Below are 17,229 nucleotides of genomic sequence, written 5' to 3'. Positions count from 1 at the left end.
TCGTCTAGGCGCACCTACCTTGTGACCCGCCTCAGAGGAGCTCCGCCATGACTGTGAACTCTGGGCCATTTGAACGAAATGAGTACGACCGGCGGTTTGGCCAAAAGCCGTGTGGCAATGGATCGGGCAGGGCTTGATGCTCTCTTTGTGACGGACCCGTCGAACAGGCGTGGCTCACCGGCTATGACGGGTGGTCGTTCTATGTGCATCAGGGCGTTGTTGTCCGGCCTGAGGGCGAGCCGATTTGGTGGGGGCGTCATATGGACATGCTAGGGGGACGGCGAACTTGCTGGATGGACCATGACAACATCCTCGGCTACGGCGACGAATTTGTGCAATCGACCGTCCGTCACCCGATGCAAGACCTTGCAGGCGTTTTGCAGTCTTTCGGACTTCAGGGCGCTCGGATCGGCGTCGAGATGGAAATCTATTATTATTCAGCCAAAGCGCACGCCGTATTAGAGGCGGAGCTGCCAGATGCACGGTTGGTGGATGTGACCGCTTTGGTCAATTGGCAGCGGTTGATCAAATCCTGTGTTGAGCTTGCGTTCATGCGCACAGCCGCGCGTACCTCGGACAAGGCGATCGAAACTGCAATTGATCGTGCCGCACCTGGTCTTTGCAAGAATGATTTGGTGGCCGACATCCTACATGCTGGAATATCGGGCGTTGGGGATGACTGGGGCGACTGCCCTGCAATCTTGCCAGTGACACCGTCTGGCTTGGATGCTACGCCGGCAAATCTGACGTGGGACGGCGCGCCAATGCGCCCAAACTAAGCGACTTTTTAGAATTTTCAGGCTGCTACCGCCGCTATCACGAACCACTGTATCGAACAGTCTATTTGGGGACACCACCCGACGATATGCGCCGCGCAGAGCCGAGCAGATCGAAGGGATTGCCGCAGGTCTAGGCGCCGCACGCGCGGGCAACCGAACGTGCGACATTGCGAATGCCTGCCTTGCTGTTTTGTCCAAGCACGGGATCGAGCGGTCAGTGCGCATGGGGTATCCCGTCGGGCTGAGTTACCCGCTCGATTGGGGGGAACGGACGGCATCGATCCGGCCCGAAGACACGACCGTCCTTGAGGCTGGAATGACGTTCCATTTCATGCCTGCCCTTTGGATTGACAGTTGGGGGCTCGAGACGACAGAGGCGATCCTGATTGGTGAAAACGGTGCGGTGGCCCCCTTTGGACAGGTTGAGCGCAAGCTGTTTGCCAAAACTAGGCAGAGGTTTGCCTGCCACCCGTCACGACTGTTTGGCAAGGCTGTGGATTACGTGCATGGTAGGGCGTGTTATGAGTGTGAGGTGTGCCATGGATCGGCGAGCGTTTGTGATGATGTTAGGCGCAGCTGGTGTCGCAGGGTGCGTGACTGATGTGGCCCGTCCAGCGCGCGCTGCTGGCACGGTGCCTTCGGACTTACGTCCTGTAGCAACACCAGCATTTTCAAGTTGGCTAACAGCGTTCCGCCCACGGGCCCTAAGGGCCGGAATTTCGGCGGCAACTGTGGATCGAGCACTCGCTTCAGCTGGCTTTGTTCCCGGGGTGATCACACGGGACCGCACGCAAATTCAAACGCGCCGAACGCTCGAAGAATATCTATCTATCGCGACCTCGGATGACCGGTTGGCCAAAGGACGGGTCGCTCTGGCTCGCTATGGATCGACGCTGACTGCGATCCAATCACGCTACGGTGTCGATCGTCATATCATTGCAGCGATTTGGGGGCTCGAGAGCCAGTTTGGCGAAAAGCGGGGGCAGGTGCCCGTCATTTCTTCCACTGCGACGCTGGCCTTTGAAGGGCGCCGCGCGGCGTTCTACGAGAGCCAGTTGATCGCGGCTCTGCGCATTCTGGATCGTGGTGACACAACGCCGGACCAAATGCTTGGCAGTTGGGCTGGTGCGATGGGCCATACCCAATTTATCCCGACGTCCTACCGCAGCTTTGCGGTCGATTTTAATGGCGATGGGCGCCGTGATATCTGGGGGGATGATCCAACGGATGCCTTAGCTTCGACGGCGAGCTATCTGTCGCGCAACGGTTGGCGGTCGGGATTGAGATGGGGTGCTGAAGCTGGCACTGGTGGTCCGTCTGGCCGATCAATCCGCCCCCAACGGGGTGGCGTTCAATTCACCGTCACGCGTAATTTCAATGTCATCAAGACGTACAACAATTCAGATCTCTATGCGGTCGGCGTCGGACATTTGGCCGATCGGCTTGCTGGTGGCGGTCCCTTGCGTGGTAATTTCCCACCCGATGCGAACGGGCTTATCAAAGCGGATCGACTGGCGGTACAACGTGGCCTCGAGCGGCGCGGGTACGATATTGGTACCATTGATGGTGTTTTCGGGAAAAAGACCGAGGCCGCGATCCGTGATTTCCAGCAAAAACAGGGATTTCCCGTGACAGGTGCCGCGTCAGCCTCTTTGGTCTCAGCCCTTAGATAGCAGCATCTGGTCGGCCGCTTGGTCTAGTATCCAGTCACGGACGGCAATCGCACCGTCCGACAATGCACGCTGTTTGGACCAAACCAAATAGAACCCTTTTCCTGTCGACCAACTCCAATCAGTTCGGGCGGCCAAGACGCCTTGCTCAACGAGGTTTTGTGTTACGTGGCTCCACCCAAAGGCAAAGCCTTCGCCGGCGATGGCGGCCTGAAGGACGAGGGCGTAATCATTCAACCGCAACCCAGTTTCAGGTGGGGTTGAAGTGATGCTAAAGCTTGCAAACCAGTCGCGCCAAACGGGGCGTTCACGAATAGGTTCTTCTAGATGCACCAGACGTTGTTTCAAAAGATCTGGGACAGTTGCAAGCGGCTGGGCCGTCTCCAAAATACGCGGTGCTGCCACCGGGTAAATGACCTCGGGGGCGATCAACGCGCTGTCACAGTCGGCCCAGTCTCCGGTGCCTCGACGCACAGCGAGGCTGATGTTTTCGGCATTCAGGTCCGGTTCGCGATCGCTGATTTGAAGACGTAAATCCACATGAGCGTGTCGAGCCTTGAGATCGGCGAGCCTTGGCATCATCCAGTAGGTATTAAAGGCCGTTGAGGCGCTAAGTGTAACATAGTCCTGTCGCGATAGATGTTTGATCGCGCTGGCAGATTGCGCGAGTTGATCAAATGAACGCGTCACATCAGCAAAGAGCCGTTCGCCGGTCGTGGTCAGCGTCACGCGTCGGTGGCTGCGGATAAACAAGGATGTGCCAAGCCGTTCTTCGAGTTGGCGAATGGTGGCGCTGATCGCGGGTTGTTGGACATTCAATTCGGTCGCCGCACGGGTGAACGACCCGCACCGCGCGGCCGTTTCAAACACCATCAAATGACGGGGCGATCCAAGATGTTTCCATAGCTCTCGCATCATTTGAAGTTATCCAAAAGATCATCTTTTTCAAGCGTCACATAGTGTCATCTGGTGTCTAATTTTGTGCCAAGCTTGTCGAGCCTCGGCTCGAAACACCCCACTGACAGGAGACGCGAAATGCCTGAGATCCAAACAGATGAAACATCCAATGGAAAACCTCTGCCGTCTCATGCCAAAGTGGTCGTGATCGGGGGCGGTGTTGTGGGGTGTTCGATCCTGTTTCACCTCGCCAAGTTCGGTTGGAAGGATGTCGTTTTGCTAGAGCGCGACGAGCTGACATCAGGATCCAGTTGGCATGCCGCTGGACAAATTCATACGATTTCAAGCGATCCGAACATCAGCCGGCTTCAAGGGTATACAATTGATCTGTATAAGGAAATCGAAGAGATTTCTGGGCATTCTGTTGGACTGCATATGACGGGCGGTTTCTATGCGGCGTCTACCAAGGAATGGTATGACTACCTCAAACGGGAACGATCCAAAGCGCGCTATATGGGGTTGAACCAAGAGTTCATTTCACCCTCTGAATTGGCCGAACGGCACCCATTGCTGGATACCAGCCAATATTACGCGGCCCTCTGGGACGATCAGGATGGTGATCTTGATCCGTCGGGGGCTACCTATGCTTTTGCCAAGGCGGCGCGCGTCCACGGCGCCCAATATTTCACGTACTGTGGCGTCACGGCTATGTCGCAGCGTCCGGATGGGTCGTGGGATTTAACGACACCGAAAGGGCAGATCAATGCCGAACAGATCGTCAACTGCGGCGGGCTGTGGGCCCGTGAAGTCGGGCATATGTCGGGGGTTCATTTGCCGGTTCAACCGATGGAACATCACTATCTCATCACAGACAAAATCTCGATGATCGCAGATCGAATGGACACGATGGGCGAAGCGGGCAGATTGCCAGCAGGCATCGATTACGAGGCAAACATCTATTTTCGCCAAGAACGCCAAGGCATGTTGTTGGGCACTTACGAACCCAAGGGTACACCGTGGAAAGTGGACGGCACGCCGTGGGACTTTGGCCATGAGTTGCTACAGCCCGATCTCGAACGTATCGCGGATCGGCTTGAAATGTCGTTCGATCGGATCCCCGCGATTGGTGAAGCAGGCATCAAGGATACGATCAACGGCCCGTTTACGTTTGGACCTGACGGAAACCCGATGATCGGCCCAGTGCCAGGCATGAAAAACTATTGGGTCGCCGTCGGTGTGATGGCTGGATTTTGTCAAGGCGGCGGTGTCGGTCTGACGATGGCCGAATGGATGATTGATGGCGAACCTAGTATCGACGTTTGGGCAATGGATGTTGCGCGCTTTGGTGAATTTGCGACCCCCGACTGGGGAACGATCAAATCCACCGAAAACTACGAGCGCCGGTTTGTCATGACGTTCCCGAACGAAACGCTACCTAACGGACGCATGCAAAAGACGACCGCGCTTTATGACCGGTTGGTCGCCAAAGGGGCGCTTATGGGGCAGGGCTTTGGCTTGGAGCATGCGTTGTGGTTCGCTGACGGAGCGGAGGATGCGCATGAAACGCCCACGTTCGAAAGAAACCGCAGCCACGACTATGTCGCCCGCGAAATTAAAGCGGTCCAAGACGCGGTTGGTGGGATTGAGATTGCAAATTTTGCCAAGCACGAATTCAAAGGACCGGGTGCGCGCGCCTACCTCAACGAAACGCTTTCTGGTTATGTGCCAAAGCCTGGACGCCTCGCTCTGACGCCTATGCTGACGCCCAAGGGCAAGCTTTATGGTGATCTGACCGTGGCTTGTCTGGGGGTTGAACATTTCATGCTGTTCGGATCAGGCGCCATGCAGGATGCCCATAGCCGTTGGTTCAATATGACGCTGCCTGATGATGTCATCTATGCAAATGTCAGTGACGATTGGCATGGTCTTGCGCTTTCTGGCCCCAAGTCCCGAGAGCTGTTGGCACGGATCACGCGTGACGATGTGCGGGCCACGTCATTCAAATTTCGCGATGTCCGGCGCACGTTCGTGGGTGATGTGCCTGTCGTTTTGAATCGCATCAGTTTCTCGGGTGAATTGGGTTACGAGATTTACTGTAAGCCGCAGTATCTGCTGCGTCTTGCCGCTGCGATCGAAGATGCAGGCGCAGATTTCGGGTATCAGTGGTACGGGGCACGTGCGCTAATGTCGATGCGATTGGAAAAGGGCTGGGGCGCTTGGGGGCTGGAATTCCGGCCTGACTTTGATGCGGTCGCCAGTGGCATGGACGTCTTCATCAATTGGAAGAAGGACTTTGTCGGTAAGGCCGCGACACAAGAAATTCTGGATCGTGGTCCAGCGCAAAAATTGATCACGATGACCATTGCGGTTGATGGCATCGACGTCAGCAACGACGAAGCCATTCTCAAAGACGGGCAAGCCATCGGATATATCTCGTCAGGTGGGTATGCGCACCGCGTCGGTGCCTCGATGGCGATGGGATATGTGGAGACAGCGTACGCGGTTCCAGGATCGACTGTTCAGGTCGAAATTCTGGGTCATATGTATGACGCTGAAATACTTTGTGGTCCGCTCTATGATGCGAACGGGGCAAATATGCGGGCCTAGATGATCGGCGTCCAACCCAAGGCGTTCTTGCAACTCGCGGTTCTCGGCCTACCTCAGGATCATGAAGAAAGCAGAGCCCTTGCCCCCCGAACATGTCAGCGACGTCATCGAGATGGCGTTGTCGGATCACGTGAGTTTTGATGATATCCGACGAGAATACGGGTTGCGCGAAGCCCAAGTGAAAACCTTGATGCGCGAGAACCTAAAATCTGGAAGCTACCGAACTTGGCGCAAACGGGTCCGGCAGTTTGGTGACCGCCGCGCGGCGTATAAATGACGATCAGATCGACGCCGAAACCGCAACCCGTGCCCGCCTCGCGATTGGGGCGGCTGAGCCGTCTTGGCGCTTTGGGGGCCAGTGTTGCGGGCAATATGGTGGTCGGTGGGTTGGGGCAATTGGCCCAAGGGCAGCGCCCGAACCCGCAGTCGTTGTTGATGACACCGCGCAATATGCGGAAAATCGTGGATCAGTTGGCGCAAATGCGTGGCGCGGCGATGAAAATTGGCCAGCTGGTTTCGATGGATACGGGCGATGTTCTACCGCCCGAACTGTCCGAGATTTTTGCGCGACTTCGGGCGGATGCCAATTTCATGCCGCCCAAACAGTTAAAGCAGGTTTTGGCCAAACTGTGGCCAGCCGGATGGTTGGGCGCATTCTCCCAATTTGATGTACGTCCCATTGCGGCGGCATCGATCGGTCAAGTTCACCGAGCAGTTCTGCGTGATGGCCGCACGCTGGCGGTCAAGGTTCAGTATCCGGGAGTCGCGCGTAGCATTGATAGTGATGTGGCCAATGTGGGCGCGTTGATCCGCATGTCAGGTCTGTTGCCCAAGGGGTTCGAGCTTGGCCCCTATCTCGAACAGGCGCGCCTGCAACTGCACGAAGAGACGGACTATATACGCGAGGCTGCGCAGCTTGACGGGTTTGCGGACCTGCTAGTGGACAATCGGCATTTTCATGTCCCGCGCAGTGTGCCCGAATGGTGTACCCCAGACATTCTTGCAATGGAGTTTGCAGAGGGTGATCCGGTAGAAGATGCTGCGCGCGCCGACCAAGCCACCCGCAATCACATCACCGAACAGTTGATCCGCCTGACCTTGGACGAGTTGTTTCGCTTTGGCCGAATGCAAACTGACCCGAATTTTGCCAACTACCGCTTTGATGCGGAGAACGGAAAAATTGTGTTGCTTGATTTCGGTGCGACCCGTGTGGTTGGCGCCGAGACGGCGCAGGTCTATCGCGATATGCTGGTTGCTGGTCTGTCGCATGACGCGGCAGGAATAGATGCAGCAGCAGGGGCGATGGGGCTCTTTGATGCTGACACGACTGTGGATCACCGCCGCCAAATAAATGAAATGATGTCGCTGATTTTTGCAGAGCTGGAAGAGATGCCTGTTTTTGATTTTGCCACGACAGAGCTGGTTCAACACTTGCAAAGGCGAGGCACAGCGCTGGCCGAAGACGGATATGTTCCGCCACCTCTGCCGATTGATGTGCTGTTTCTTCAGCGCAAATTCGGTGGAATGTTCATGTTGGCGTCAAAACTAGGTGCGTCGCTGCCGCTGCGCGATATCCTAGCCGAGGCGATCAGCTGAGGCGCGCGTGAAGAGCGCGCAGGCCAATCGAGTAACCCTCGACACCTTTGCCGATCACGATTTCATCGGCGCGGTGCGAGACGTAGGAATGATGCCGGAATGCTTCGCGTTTGTGGATGTCGCTAATGTGGATTTCAGCAACTGGCCCCTCAAAGTTATTGAGCGCGTCTAGGATTGCAATCGAAGTGTGCGAATAGGCGCCGGGATTGATCATGATACCCGTATGGGACAGCCGGGCCTCTTGGATCCAATCGACCAAAACGCCCTCGTGATTGGATTGGCGGCATTCGATCTCGAGGCCTAGCTCGGCACCAAGGGCGCGGCAGTTTTCTTCGACATCCGCTAACGTACTATGGCCGTAGATTTCAGGTTGGCGGGTTCCTAACAAATTGAGGTTCGGGCCATTCAGCACCAAGATCGTATGTGTCATCGTGTCGGGGTCCGTGGTTGCCGCTCGTTTGCGAGCAACCTAGGCCGAGCGGCGGGTCGGCGCAATCACCGTCTCGGTCGGGTGCATCAGTTCGGTTAGATCATGTACATGTTGGGCCAATGCAACTGGATCACCACGGGTTTCGACATTCAGTCGCAACAGGGATTCGGTGTTTGAACATCGCAGATTGAATCGCCACGTCTCAAAGCTCATGCTGAGGCCGTCGCAGTTTTCGACATCAACGGCTTGGCCCAGATACCGCGCCTTGATTTGCGCGATGGTTGTTTCCGGATCAGTGACCGTAAAGTTTAGCTCGCCAGACGAGGGGTGTAACGCCTTCATTTCGGCGACCAATTGGGACAAATGCATTCGTGTGATCGACAACAGTTCTGCCATCATCAACCAAGGGATCATGCCGCTGTCACAGTTCATAAAGCTGCTAAAATAGTGGTGGGCCGACATTTCCCCGCCGTAGATTGCCCCGGTTTCGCGCATAGCGGCCTTTAGGTAGGCATGGCCCGTCTTTGATTGGTGAGAGACACCGCCGTGTTCCGAGACAACCCTTTGGGTGTTCCAAACGATGCGTGGGTCATGGATGATCGTTGCTGCGGGATGTCGGGCCAATGCGGCCTGCGCCAACAAGGCCACGACATATTCGCCGTCGACAAAAGCTCCGGTTTCGTCAAAGAAGAAGCAGCGGTCAAAATCACCATCCCATGCCACCCCAAACTGGGCTCTGGCTGCGACAACCGCATCGCCGGTTGCGGCATGTTGTTCGGGCAACATCGGGTTAGGGATACCATTGCGAAAGGCCGGATCAGGTTCGTGATTGAGCCGCGTCACTTCGACCTTAGGTCCCCGTGTGCGCAGAGTGTCGAGCACCGCATCAAATGCGGGGCCAGCAACACCACATGCGTTCACAACCATACGTGTCGGCCGTAGCCTGACCGTATCGATCATATCGACCAGATGGTTGGCGTAGGTGGCACGAGCGGATGCCTCGACGCAGGTTCCGATCTGTTCAGTCGCATGCATTGGGCCACCGGTCGTCAGACCTATTTGTCTGAACTCAACATCGGTCAGTGGGCGGCTGCCTTCTGCCACCATCTTCATCCCGTTGTAGTCGATTGGATTGTGCGAAGCTGTGATCGTGATCCCGCCTGAGGCACCGAAATGATCGGTTGCGAAATACATTTCCTCGGTTCCAGAGAGGCCGATGTCGATCACATCAACGCCGGACCGGCGGAGCCCGTTGATGACCGCTTGGGCCAGTTTGGGGCTGCTGGGGCGACAATCCCGCCCAACGACAACTGTCTTGGGCTGCATCACACTGGCAAAGGCCGCGCCAGTTCGAAACGCCAAGTCGGTATCGATCGTGTGGCCGATTTTACCGCGAATATCGTAGGATCCGAAACAGGCAGGGGATAGCATTTGATGCTCCTATAAGATCTCCAACACCGTGAGCCCAGAAGATGAACAAATCCTTTCAATTGAAGCCGCCATAGGGTGTGTCGTGACTGGCGATCGTCAAGAACCAAGATTGGCGCAAAGCTGTGATATTTGTCGGTTCGGTCCTGCAGAAAGACGTAATCCACATTGACCGCGCCATACCAAGACGGGTTAGCTTAGGTATGGAACAGTTTCAAAACCCTTACCGCCTAAATGGATCGTTGCCCGACGGGCTCGCCACCATCCCAGACCCTAGCATTGATGCCGCTGCACCTCTGGCCATGCTCGCGCGTTGCCCGAGTTATTCTAAGACACCGCTTCGCGTGGTCGAAGGTCTGATACCCGCAACGTTGTGGGTCAAAGATGAACGTGAACGGATGGGTCTTGGCAGCTTCAAAGCACTGGGGGCCGCCTATGTGATCGCCCACGCCGCGATGGCCAAGGGGGGTGACTTCAAAACCGCGCTCGCCGGTGAAGTCTATGCGACCGCCAGCGCAGGCAATCACGGCCTCTCAGTCGCGGCTGGCGCGCAACTTTTTGGCGCACGCGCGGTCATCTTTCTCAGTTTGCATGTCCCCGAAGGGTTCGCAGAACGCCTGCGGGCCATGGGGGCTGATGTGATTCGTGCGGGCGATAGCTACGAGGACTCCATGCAAGCGGCGCAGGACCAAGCCGAGGCCCAACGCTGGATTCTTTTGTCTGATGCGTCGTGGCTAGGGTATACAGAGCTGCCCCACCGTTTGATGGAGGGCTACCTCGCCATGGTTGCTGAGGCCGAAGACCAAGTTCCCCAAGCACCCACACACGTGTTTTTGCAAGCGGGCGTCGGCGGGCTTGCAGGGGCTGTGGCGGCCTATGCGCGGGGCATTTGGCCCGACGCGATTTATACCGTTGTGGAGCCCGAGCTAGCGCCAGCTTTGATCGAAAGCATCAAAGCAGGGCGGAGTGTTGTGACTACAGGTGGGGTGTCCGACATGGGGCGCCTTGATTGCAAAGAGCCGTCGTTGATCGCATTGCGAGGGCTGGCCCGAGACGCAGACAACTTTGTAACCCTGACCGAAGAAGAAGCGCTGGGCGCGATGCCAGCCTTGGCGGATGTGGATCTTGCCACCAGTACGTCGGGTGGTGCAGGGATCGTTGCGGCGATGCTGTCTGATCTGCCAGCGGATGCGCGGGTGTTCTGTATCCTAAGCGAAGGCCCATCCTGATGCCGGTTTTTGCTGATGTAGAATACGCCGCACGTGTCGCACAGGCACAACGCCAGATGCACGTCGCTGGACTAGGGGCGATCTGGATTACGACCGACGCGGATATCCGTTATTTCACTGGCTACCTCACCCGATTTTGGGAGAGCCCGACGCGCCCTTGGCATGTGCTAATCCCTGCGGACGGCGCACCCATCGCCATCATCCCCAGCATTGGGGCAGAGCTGATGGGGCGAACATGGGTCGAAGACATACGGACGTGGGGCGCACCCGACTACGAAGATGACGGGGTGAGCCTGTTGCTTGATGCGATGCAAGGCCGTGGCAAAATCGGTACGCCGAGCGCCTTGGAAAGCACGGTGCGAATGCCTCTTGATGACTTGCGACGCGTGCTGACCGAGGCGGAGATCGTACCTGATGGTGGCATCGTTGCTGGACTACGCGCGGTAAAATCTGAACCAGAGATCGATGTCATCCGGCGCGCCTGTCATGTCGCTGGACGCGCGTTTGCACGGGTTGGCGAAATTGCAGGCGAGGGCGTGCCGCTCGACCGCGTGTTTCGCGACTTTCAAAAGCTGTGTCTCGACGAAGGTGCCGATTGGGTGCCGTTCTTGGTTGGCGCTTCGGACACTGATGGGTACGTCGATATTATCTCGCCTGCGACACCCAAGCCGATCATGGCGCGCGATGTTTTGATGATGGACACGGGCTGTATCGTTGACGGGTATTTCTGCGACTACGATCGTAATTTCTCGATCGGTACACCGGATGCCGCGACCCAAGACGGATTTGCCAAATTGGTCCAAGCTGTTGATATTGCCATGACTGTGGTGCGCCCTGGTGCGCGTGCCTGTGATGTGTTCGACGCAATGGCCGAATTAGTGGGCGCTGGTGGAGGTGGCCGATTGGGTCACGCGCTGGGGTTGCAGCTGACCGAAGGTTTGTCGCTGATCCCCGCAGATAAAACGGTTCTTACAGAAGGTATGATTCTAACACTGGAGCCTAGCCTGACCTTGCCCAACGGCAAGATGTTGGTTCACGAAGAGAACATTGTCGTGCGCGACGGGGTGCCGGAACGGCTTAGCCCCTTTAGCGCGCCTGAAATGGTGGTGATATGACCCTTAGTTATGATCTTGGTGGCCCTGCGGGTGGTTCAAAAACGTTGGGCATGATCGTGCTTCAGAGCGATGAAACGATCGAGCATGACGCGCGACGCCTGCTGCCGCTTGATGTGGGGTTCCATGTCAGCCGCGTCCCCGTCGCGCAGACCGTGAATGACGACACGCTTGGGCAAATGGCGTTAGATTTGCCAACCTCGGCGGCGTTGCTGCCAGTGCCTGCGCAGTATTCGGTGATCGGCTATGGTTGCACCTCAGGGACCAGTGTGATCGGCGCTGAGAAAATTGCTGATTTGGTTCGGCAGGGGCATGACACTGTTGCCGTTACTGATCCGTTGACGGCCTTGATTGCTGCGTGTCGGCATCTGGGCGTGACCCGGCTTGCGTTCATCTCGCCATATATCGAACCGGTGTCGGCTGGGCTGCGGGACCGGATCGAAGACGCTGGAATTGCGGTGACCAGCTATGACGGTTTTGACGAAGACCAAGATGAAAATGTCGCGCGGATCACCAAGAGTTCTTTGATGGAGGCCGCCCGTTCGATGGGCGAGGGTGATGCCATCTTTATGTCCTGCACCAGCCTGCAAACGCTAGATATTATCGAGCCCCTAGAACGCGAACTTGGGCGAGCGATCTTGTCGAGCAACCAAGTCCTGCTTTGGCATATGGCGCAACTGTCAGGGATCGCCATGGACGGACCCGGGCGGCTGTTTCAAGACTAGTTAATCTTCAAGCGACACATGAGCTAGCGACGATAACCATCTGAAATAGGGTCAGGAATCCCTGACCTGTTGGGCTCTTTGCAGGTGGGCTGGCACGGGTTACGTTCATACCTATGACAGTTACGTTTCGCTCTGACAATTTTGATGCATTCTTTGACGCGCCGTTTGTGGCGTATGGCCCAGACAGTGTTTATGTCTCGCCGATGAAATCGGACCTCAAGAGGTTTCTTGCGCCGTCCAATCCGCTATTCATCAAAGACAGTCAGCTTGCGTTTTTTACGGCCCACAAGGACGGGCGTGTGTTAGCATCGCGGCTATAGTGTCTTGGATCAGGTAGGAGAGTTAAATGTTTCGAATTTGTTTTGGGTTTGTCTTGTGCGTCTGGGCTCAGGCGGCTGTCGCACAATCCTGCGCCGCGCTTGGTAACTTGGCCGAAATCCCGGGTCTTTGGTCGCGGCACACAATGCCAATCGCGCGAGCGGTGGACGTGGTGAATTGGCCGAACTAGATGCGTTGAATGCGGCCGCTCAGTTGCATGCCTGTGATATGGCGCGCACTGGCAATTTTAGCCACATAGGCAGTGGCAACTCGACCCATACAGACCGGATCAGATCGCAAGGTGGCCGGTGTCGCCTGACCAGCGAGAACATCGCATAGGGCAAGATGAGCCTTGGCAGTTTGATGAACGGCTGGATGAATAGCGCGGGTCACAACCGCAATATTATGGACCGCAAGGTTCAGCGCATTGGTATCGGTGTGGCCTACCGCGGCGACACGCCTTATTGGGTCGCTGTAATGGGTGGGCGCTGCTAATCGTCTGTACCTAGCCAAAGCGTCATTGGGCCGTCGTTGATCAAAGCGACGGCCATATCGGCCCCGAACTGACCCCTTTGGGTCGGGATCCCGAGATCTGAGAGATTATCTGCGAAGGCCTCGTATAGCGTGCGCCCGATGTCGGGCGGTGCGGCGCGTGAAAATCCGGGACGATTGCCGCGCGATGTGTCTGCGGCCAAGGTGAACTGGCTGACGACCAATGCCTGTCCGCCTGTGTCAAGGATCGAACGATTGGTTTTACCAGCATCGTCCGCAAACAGTCGCAGCTTGCTGACCTTGTTGGCCAGTTTTTGTGCGGTTGCATCGTCGTCACCGTCCATGGCGCAGACCAACACCAAGAGACCCGCGTCGATTTGCGATAGGATCTTGCCGTTGACAGTAACCGAGGCGTTCGTGACACGTTGGAGAAGGGCGCGCATGGCTGTGGGTCCTCTGGGTTTGGGGCGTGGTCGGTTGATGTCCGATAGGGATATCGTGAGTGCCGTCCAGAGCGCAAGAAATCACATGCCAAGTTGGCTGGGGGCGCGTTGTTTAAGTGCGCGCAGGCCTAGGTGGCACGACGATCAAACCGGATAACATCTGGTGTGCAATGTGGCTGGTTCTGGCCCTAGAGCTCGTGGGCCCAAGGTGGATTTGCACCTGCACGGGATACCGTGATCGCGGCGGTGCGCGCGCCCATTTCAAGTGCTGCGGCAATGTCAGCTTCGGATAGGTTGGTGATGGCCGATTTGGTCAATGCGTTGTTGGTTGCCAAAGAATGCAGAACGCCCGCGTTAAACGTGTCTCCGGCACCGACAGTATCAACAACCTCGACGCGCTGAGCGGCGACTTGGACCGTGTGATGGGCGGTGTAGCCCGTCACACCCTCGGCCCCTTGGGTGATGCAAACGAGCTTGGCGTCATTGTCCAGCAACCCGTGGGCCAAGGTCGGAATGTCGCCGTCGCCCGAAAGCCAGAACAGGTCTTCGTCCGACAGCTTGATGATGTCAGATTTGGCCAGCATGCGGTCCAAACGGGCACGGTAGGTCGCCTCGTCCGTGATAAACGAAGGACGGATGTTGGGATCGATCATTGTGACGCTGTCGTTCGATTTTGCGTCAAGCAACGCCTCGTAGGCGATGGCACAGGGTTCAACCACCAGAGAAATACCACCGAAAAACAGCGCATCAGCGTCCGTCTGGGGCAAGTCCGCGGGTGTCAGCATCCGGCCGGCTGTGTTTTCGTCGTAGAACGCATAGGTCGCATGACCATCGACAAGTTTGACAAAGGCAACGGTGGTGGGCCGATCACTGTGGTTTAGGGCCGATGTGTCCACGTTGGCGGCTGTCAGGCTGTCGATCAGAACTTCGCCCAGCATATCGGTTGAAATGCCAGAGAAGAGACCGACGTCTGCGCCCAAGCGGCCCAGAGCCACTGAGGTGTTAAAGACAGCGCCGCCGGCATAAGGGGCAAAGGCCGCTTCACCGTCTTGGGTGGTGCGGGGCAACATGTCGATCAGGGCTTCGCCACAGCAGAGGATCATATCAGGGTCCGTTTATTACGCATTTGCGAGGATAAAGCCAATGACCCCCGCAAGGATCAAGCCAATAATGATGGCGATAACAATTTTGATGGTTGAGTATGGGCGTTCACCCTGAACCCGACCAGTCCGCCCGTTCACAACAAAGCGGAACGTACGACCGCGATATTTATAGGCAGCCATCCAAACCGGCAGAAGGACGTGCTTAAACGTGACGTCGTTGATCTGGGTGTTGATGTTGTGCACCCGCTGACGGTCGCCGCCGATGTCAAATTTCACATCCCGTTCGATGACGCGGTCCATATAGGCGCGGGCTTCGTGGAAACCGTCTTCAAGCTCGATCTGGTAGCCTTCGGCCCGAAACCCAGCGAGGTATTCGGGGCGGTAAGGTTCAAGCTGGCTGAGATCCCAAGGTTCCAAACCATCGGTGTATTTCTTGGGCAACGAATTAGCGGCAAGCACCAGAACATCATCGAAGAACCGCGACACGCGGCCGCGTACGTTGTTCCAGCGTGTTTTGCGTTGCCGGACCTGTTGGCGGTCGCCGTTTCGGGTCACGGTTCGCGTGACGTAGTAATCGGTGCCGCGTTCGCCTGTGTATTTGCTGTCAGTATCGGCATCAAAGGTCCAGTAGGGCACATAGATGCCCGACATTGACCGACCTTTGCGGGCATATTCCTTGAGCCCGTTAGGCGCGAACCAGAGCGATCCGAGCCAATCGGTCACCGCGCCGCGTGCGGTGGGCTCATCTAGGCCAAAGGGCAAGAGCGCCTTGGGTTTGATATGACGGTGGGTTCCGGTGTCGGTGATCACAGGAGTTGCGCAGAACGGGCATTCGGCCGCGTGGACATCAGTGTCGAATTCCACCTGTGCGCCACAGTTTGGGCAGCCCGCGACGCGCGTCTCTTCGATTTCGGCATTGGGCAGCGCGTTGCGCAGGGCCGTTTGAAAATCAAGCTCGCGGATCGCACCTGTTGTGTGGCCCATGCCTTCGATCTGCTGAGCGTTACCGCAATGGTCACAGGTCAACTGTTCGGCTGCCGGATCAAAGCGCAGGTCCGAGCCACATGTGTCACAGGGGAAGCGGTGTTCCTCGATTTGGGTCGTTTCTGTCATAGATATTGGTGCATGAGTTTTGGCGTCATCATCCGCAAGGCATTGTCATAGAGCGCGTTTTGCGGCCCGAGGTGAAACAGGCTGCGGCGCGAACCCAAGACGTGTGGCTCGCGCGCGAATAGTTTCACGCACGGGGTCGAAGCCGGAATTTTGACCAGCCGTAGCAAGGGTTTAAGCGCCGGGTGGGGGTGGCGGCATCACAGTAAAGAGCTGCGCCAGTTCGCGCACATCCTCTGCCCGTTGCCAGCCGTCTTGGCCCTGTGTCCAAACGTAAGTGTCGCGGTTTAGATCGCCGTCTGCGGCCATCCGGCCAAGCTTGGCCTTGGAATAAGGGCCCTTGGTCTTGCCCTCGTCGGCAATGTGCCAGACGTGTTCAACAGGTGGCGGGGGTGGAGCCGCCGCCGCAGGGCGCGCGCCCCAAGGACCCGTTTGTTGTGCCATTTGGGTGGCCATAGCCATGCCCATACCAACCCCAAGACCCGCACCCATCGCGCCACCAGCATCGCCGCCAGCGCGCATGGCTTCGGCCGTTGCGTATTGCATGTGGGCCGACAGATCGCCGGTGATGCCACGCGATGTGCGTGTATCGAGCGCCTCTTCTACCGCTGGGGGCAGGCTGATGTTTTCGATATAAAGCTCTGGCACCGAGATGCCGTATTCCTCGAGCGTGGGTGCGATAGCGGTCGCAACCAATTTGCCCAAATCGGCAGTGTTGGCCGCCATATCCAGTACAGGAATGCCGGATTGGGCAATGACGCGGCTGAATTCCTGCACAATGATGTTGCGCAGCTGGTAGCTGATTTCATCCATCGTGAATTCGCCGTCGGTGCCAACGATTTCTGTGAGGAACTTGGCAGGATCTGTGACCTTGACCGTATATGTGCCGTAGGCGCGTAAACGCGTTGGGCCAAATTCAGGGTCGCGGATCATGATTGGGTTCTTGGTGCCCCATTTCAGATCAGAGAACCGCGTCGTGTTGACGTAGTAGATTTCTGATTTGAACGGGCTTTTGAAACCGTGATCCCAGTATTTCAGGGTGGTCATGATCGGTAGGTTATTGGTCTCGAGCATATAGAGACCCGGTGTGAACACATCGGCCAGCTGGCCTTCGTGGACAAACACAGCAGCTTGGCCCGTTCGAACAGTCAGTTTGGCCCCGTATTTGATTTCGTGGCCTTCACGCTCGAACCGCCAGACCATTGTGTCGCGGGTGTCATCGGTCCAGTGAATGACGTCGATAAATTCGCCGGTGAGAAAATCAAGAATGCCCATGGGGATCCTCCTTTG

16 protein-coding genes and 2 pseudogenes are annotated in these 17,229 nt (G+C 56.8%); 10 read left to right on the top strand and 8 right to left on the bottom strand.

The annotated features are described in order from the left end of the window. Positions 1-47: 47 nt before the first annotated feature. Positions 48-1,224, top strand: a pseudogene (locus tag TR2A62_RS06945) (M24 family metallopeptidase); the annotation flags it as partial. A 118-nt stretch (positions 1,225-1,342) separates the two neighbouring features. Then, the gene (locus TR2A62_RS06940) at positions 1,343-2,452 is read left to right on the top strand and encodes a lytic murein transglycosylase (RefSeq protein ID WP_009160874.1); all 1,110 of its coding nucleotides are present in this window, start codon (positions 1,343-1,345) and stop codon (positions 2,450-2,452) included. On the opposite strand, the gene TR2A62_RS06935 is transcribed toward TR2A62_RS06940, so the two are convergent. Continuing rightward, complete coding sequence (locus TR2A62_RS06935) at positions 2,438-3,367, bottom strand: LysR substrate-binding domain-containing protein (protein ID WP_009158019.1); 930 nt, start codon at positions 3,365-3,367, stop codon at positions 2,438-2,440. The two genes, TR2A62_RS06940 and TR2A62_RS06935, sit on opposite strands and share 15 nt — an antisense overlap. A 117-nt stretch (positions 3,368-3,484) precedes the next feature. On the opposite strand from TR2A62_RS06935, the gene TR2A62_RS06930 reads away from it, so the two are divergent. The 3 genes from TR2A62_RS06930 to TR2A62_RS06920 all read left to right on the top strand — a co-directional run bounded on the left by TR2A62_RS06930 (position 3,485) and on the right by TR2A62_RS06920 (position 7,549). Then, complete coding sequence (locus TR2A62_RS06930) at positions 3,485-5,953, top strand: FAD-dependent oxidoreductase (RefSeq protein ID WP_009160505.1); 2,469 nt, start codon at positions 3,485-3,487, stop codon at positions 5,951-5,953. Positions 5,954-6,014: 61 nt separating this feature from the next. After that, positions 6,015-6,230 carry a TIGR03643 family protein gene (locus tag TR2A62_RS06925; protein WP_009157632.1) on the top strand — a complete coding sequence of 72 codons (216 nt, stop codon included), beginning with the start codon at positions 6,015-6,017 and terminating at the stop codon, positions 6,228-6,230. Further along, positions 6,227-7,549, top strand: coding sequence for an AarF/ABC1/UbiB kinase family protein (locus TR2A62_RS06920; RefSeq protein WP_009158801.1), 1,323 nt, complete (start codon positions 6,227-6,229; stop codon positions 7,547-7,549). Before TR2A62_RS06925 ends, TR2A62_RS06920 begins: the two co-directional genes overlap by 4 nt. On the opposite strand, the gene aroQ is transcribed toward TR2A62_RS06920, so the two are convergent. Both aroQ and TR2A62_RS06910 read right to left on the bottom strand, forming a co-directional pair. Further along, entirely contained in the window at positions 7,542-7,979 is a 438-nt protein-coding gene (gene aroQ, locus TR2A62_RS06915) for a type II 3-dehydroquinate dehydratase (RefSeq protein WP_009157765.1), read from the bottom strand. The genes TR2A62_RS06920 and aroQ overlap by 8 nt on opposite strands. Positions 7,980-8,018: 39 nt before the next feature. Next, positions 8,019-9,410: a phosphomannomutase/phosphoglucomutase gene (locus TR2A62_RS06910; protein WP_009159913.1), complete on the bottom strand. Its 1,392-nt coding sequence runs from the start codon at positions 9,408-9,410 to the stop codon at positions 8,019-8,021. Between the two features lie 200 nt (positions 9,411-9,610). On the opposite strand from TR2A62_RS06910, the gene TR2A62_RS06905 reads away from it, so the two are divergent. The 5 genes and pseudogenes from TR2A62_RS06905 (at position 9,611) to TR2A62_RS19500 (ending at position 13,286) form a co-directional block, all read left to right on the top strand. Further along, positions 9,611-10,636, top strand: a complete 1,026-nt coding sequence (locus TR2A62_RS06905; protein WP_009160624.1) for a pyridoxal-phosphate dependent enzyme — start codon at positions 9,611-9,613, stop codon at positions 10,634-10,636. Continuing rightward, on the top strand, positions 10,636-11,751 hold the full coding sequence (locus tag TR2A62_RS06900) for a Xaa-Pro peptidase family protein (protein WP_009157307.1): 1,116 nt from the start codon (positions 10,636-10,638) through the stop codon (positions 11,749-11,751). Before TR2A62_RS06905 ends, TR2A62_RS06900 begins: the two co-directional genes overlap by 1 nt. Next, positions 11,748-12,473, top strand: coding sequence for an Asp/Glu racemase (locus TR2A62_RS06895; RefSeq protein WP_009158963.1), 726 nt, complete (start codon positions 11,748-11,750; stop codon positions 12,471-12,473). Before TR2A62_RS06900 ends, TR2A62_RS06895 begins: the two co-directional genes overlap by 4 nt. A 113-nt stretch (positions 12,474-12,586) precedes the next feature. Then, complete coding sequence (locus TR2A62_RS06890) at positions 12,587-12,793, top strand: hypothetical protein (protein ID WP_009157466.1); 207 nt, start codon at positions 12,587-12,589, stop codon at positions 12,791-12,793. A 127-nt stretch (positions 12,794-12,920) separates the two neighbouring features. Then, positions 12,921-13,286: pseudogene (locus TR2A62_RS19500) on the top strand (CAP domain-containing protein). On the opposite strand, the gene dtd reads toward TR2A62_RS19500, so the two are convergent. The 5 genes from dtd to TR2A62_RS06865 form a co-directional block, all read right to left on the bottom strand. Then, positions 13,283-13,726 carry a D-aminoacyl-tRNA deacylase gene (gene dtd, locus TR2A62_RS06880; protein WP_009160878.1) on the bottom strand — a complete coding sequence of 148 codons (444 nt, stop codon included), beginning with the start codon at positions 13,724-13,726 and terminating at the stop codon, positions 13,283-13,285. The pseudogene TR2A62_RS19500 and the gene dtd sit on opposite strands and share 4 nt — an antisense overlap. A 188-nt stretch (positions 13,727-13,914) precedes the next feature. Further along, positions 13,915-14,829, bottom strand: coding sequence for a carbohydrate kinase (locus TR2A62_RS06875; RefSeq protein WP_009157436.1), 915 nt, complete (start codon positions 14,827-14,829; stop codon positions 13,915-13,917). A 15-nt stretch (positions 14,830-14,844) separates the two neighbouring features. Then, the gene (locus TR2A62_RS06870) at positions 14,845-15,942 is read right to left on the bottom strand and encodes a TFIIB-type zinc finger domain-containing protein (protein ID WP_009157864.1); all 1,098 of its coding nucleotides are present in this window, start codon (positions 15,940-15,942) and stop codon (positions 14,845-14,847) included. Beyond that, a complete protein-coding gene (locus TR2A62_RS19365) occupies positions 15,939-16,070 on the bottom strand; it encodes a hypothetical protein (RefSeq protein ID WP_009159421.1) in 132 nt (43 codons plus the stop codon). The genes TR2A62_RS06870 and TR2A62_RS19365 overlap by 4 nt, the downstream gene beginning before the upstream one ends. Positions 16,071-16,113: 43 nt before the next feature. Continuing rightward, positions 16,114-17,214, bottom strand: coding sequence for an SPFH domain-containing protein (locus tag TR2A62_RS06865; protein ID WP_009160783.1), 1,101 nt, complete (start codon positions 17,212-17,214; stop codon positions 16,114-16,116). Between the last annotated feature and the right edge of the window lie 15 nt (positions 17,215-17,229).

Origin of the sequence: Thalassobium sp. R2A62 (genome assembly GCF_000161835.1) — a bacterium.
Taxonomy (GTDB): Bacteria; Pseudomonadota; Alphaproteobacteria; order Rhodobacterales; family Rhodobacteraceae; genus Thalassobium.
This window is presented reverse-complemented; position numbering and strand designations above follow the sequence as displayed.

Coding starts and splice junctions, on each gene's coding strand:
- TR2A62_RS06940 (WP_009160874.1), top strand. CDS start 1,343: ATGTTAGGCGCAGCTGGTGTCGCAGGGTGCGTGACTGATGTGGCCCGT.
- TR2A62_RS06935 (WP_009158019.1), bottom strand. CDS start 3,367: ATGATGCGAGAGCTATGGAAACATCTTGGATCGCCCCGTCATTTGATG.
- TR2A62_RS06930 (WP_009160505.1), top strand. CDS start 3,485: ATGCCTGAGATCCAAACAGATGAAACATCCAATGGAAAACCTCTGCCG.
- TR2A62_RS06925 (WP_009157632.1), top strand. CDS start 6,015: ATGAAGAAAGCAGAGCCCTTGCCCCCCGAACATGTCAGCGACGTCATC.
- TR2A62_RS06920 (WP_009158801.1), top strand. CDS start 6,227: ATGACGATCAGATCGACGCCGAAACCGCAACCCGTGCCCGCCTCGCGA.
- aroQ (WP_009157765.1), bottom strand. CDS start 7,979: ATGACACATACGATCTTGGTGCTGAATGGCCCGAACCTCAATTTGTTA.
- TR2A62_RS06910 (WP_009159913.1), bottom strand. CDS start 9,410: ATGCTATCCCCTGCCTGTTTCGGATCCTACGATATTCGCGGTAAAATC.
- TR2A62_RS06905 (WP_009160624.1), top strand. CDS start 9,611: ATGGAACAGTTTCAAAACCCTTACCGCCTAAATGGATCGTTGCCCGAC.
- TR2A62_RS06900 (WP_009157307.1), top strand. CDS start 10,636: ATGCCGGTTTTTGCTGATGTAGAATACGCCGCACGTGTCGCACAGGCA.
- TR2A62_RS06895 (WP_009158963.1), top strand. CDS start 11,748: ATGACCCTTAGTTATGATCTTGGTGGCCCTGCGGGTGGTTCAAAAACG.
- TR2A62_RS06890 (WP_009157466.1), top strand. CDS start 12,587: ATGACAGTTACGTTTCGCTCTGACAATTTTGATGCATTCTTTGACGCG.
- dtd (WP_009160878.1), bottom strand. CDS start 13,726: ATGCGCGCCCTTCTCCAACGTGTCACGAACGCCTCGGTTACTGTCAAC.
- TR2A62_RS06875 (WP_009157436.1), bottom strand. CDS start 14,829: ATGATCCTCTGCTGTGGCGAAGCCCTGATCGACATGTTGCCCCGCACC.
- TR2A62_RS06870 (WP_009157864.1), bottom strand. CDS start 15,942: ATGACAGAAACGACCCAAATCGAGGAACACCGCTTCCCCTGTGACACA.
- TR2A62_RS06865 (WP_009160783.1), bottom strand. CDS start 17,214: ATGGGCATTCTTGATTTTCTCACCGGCGAATTTATCGACGTCATTCAC.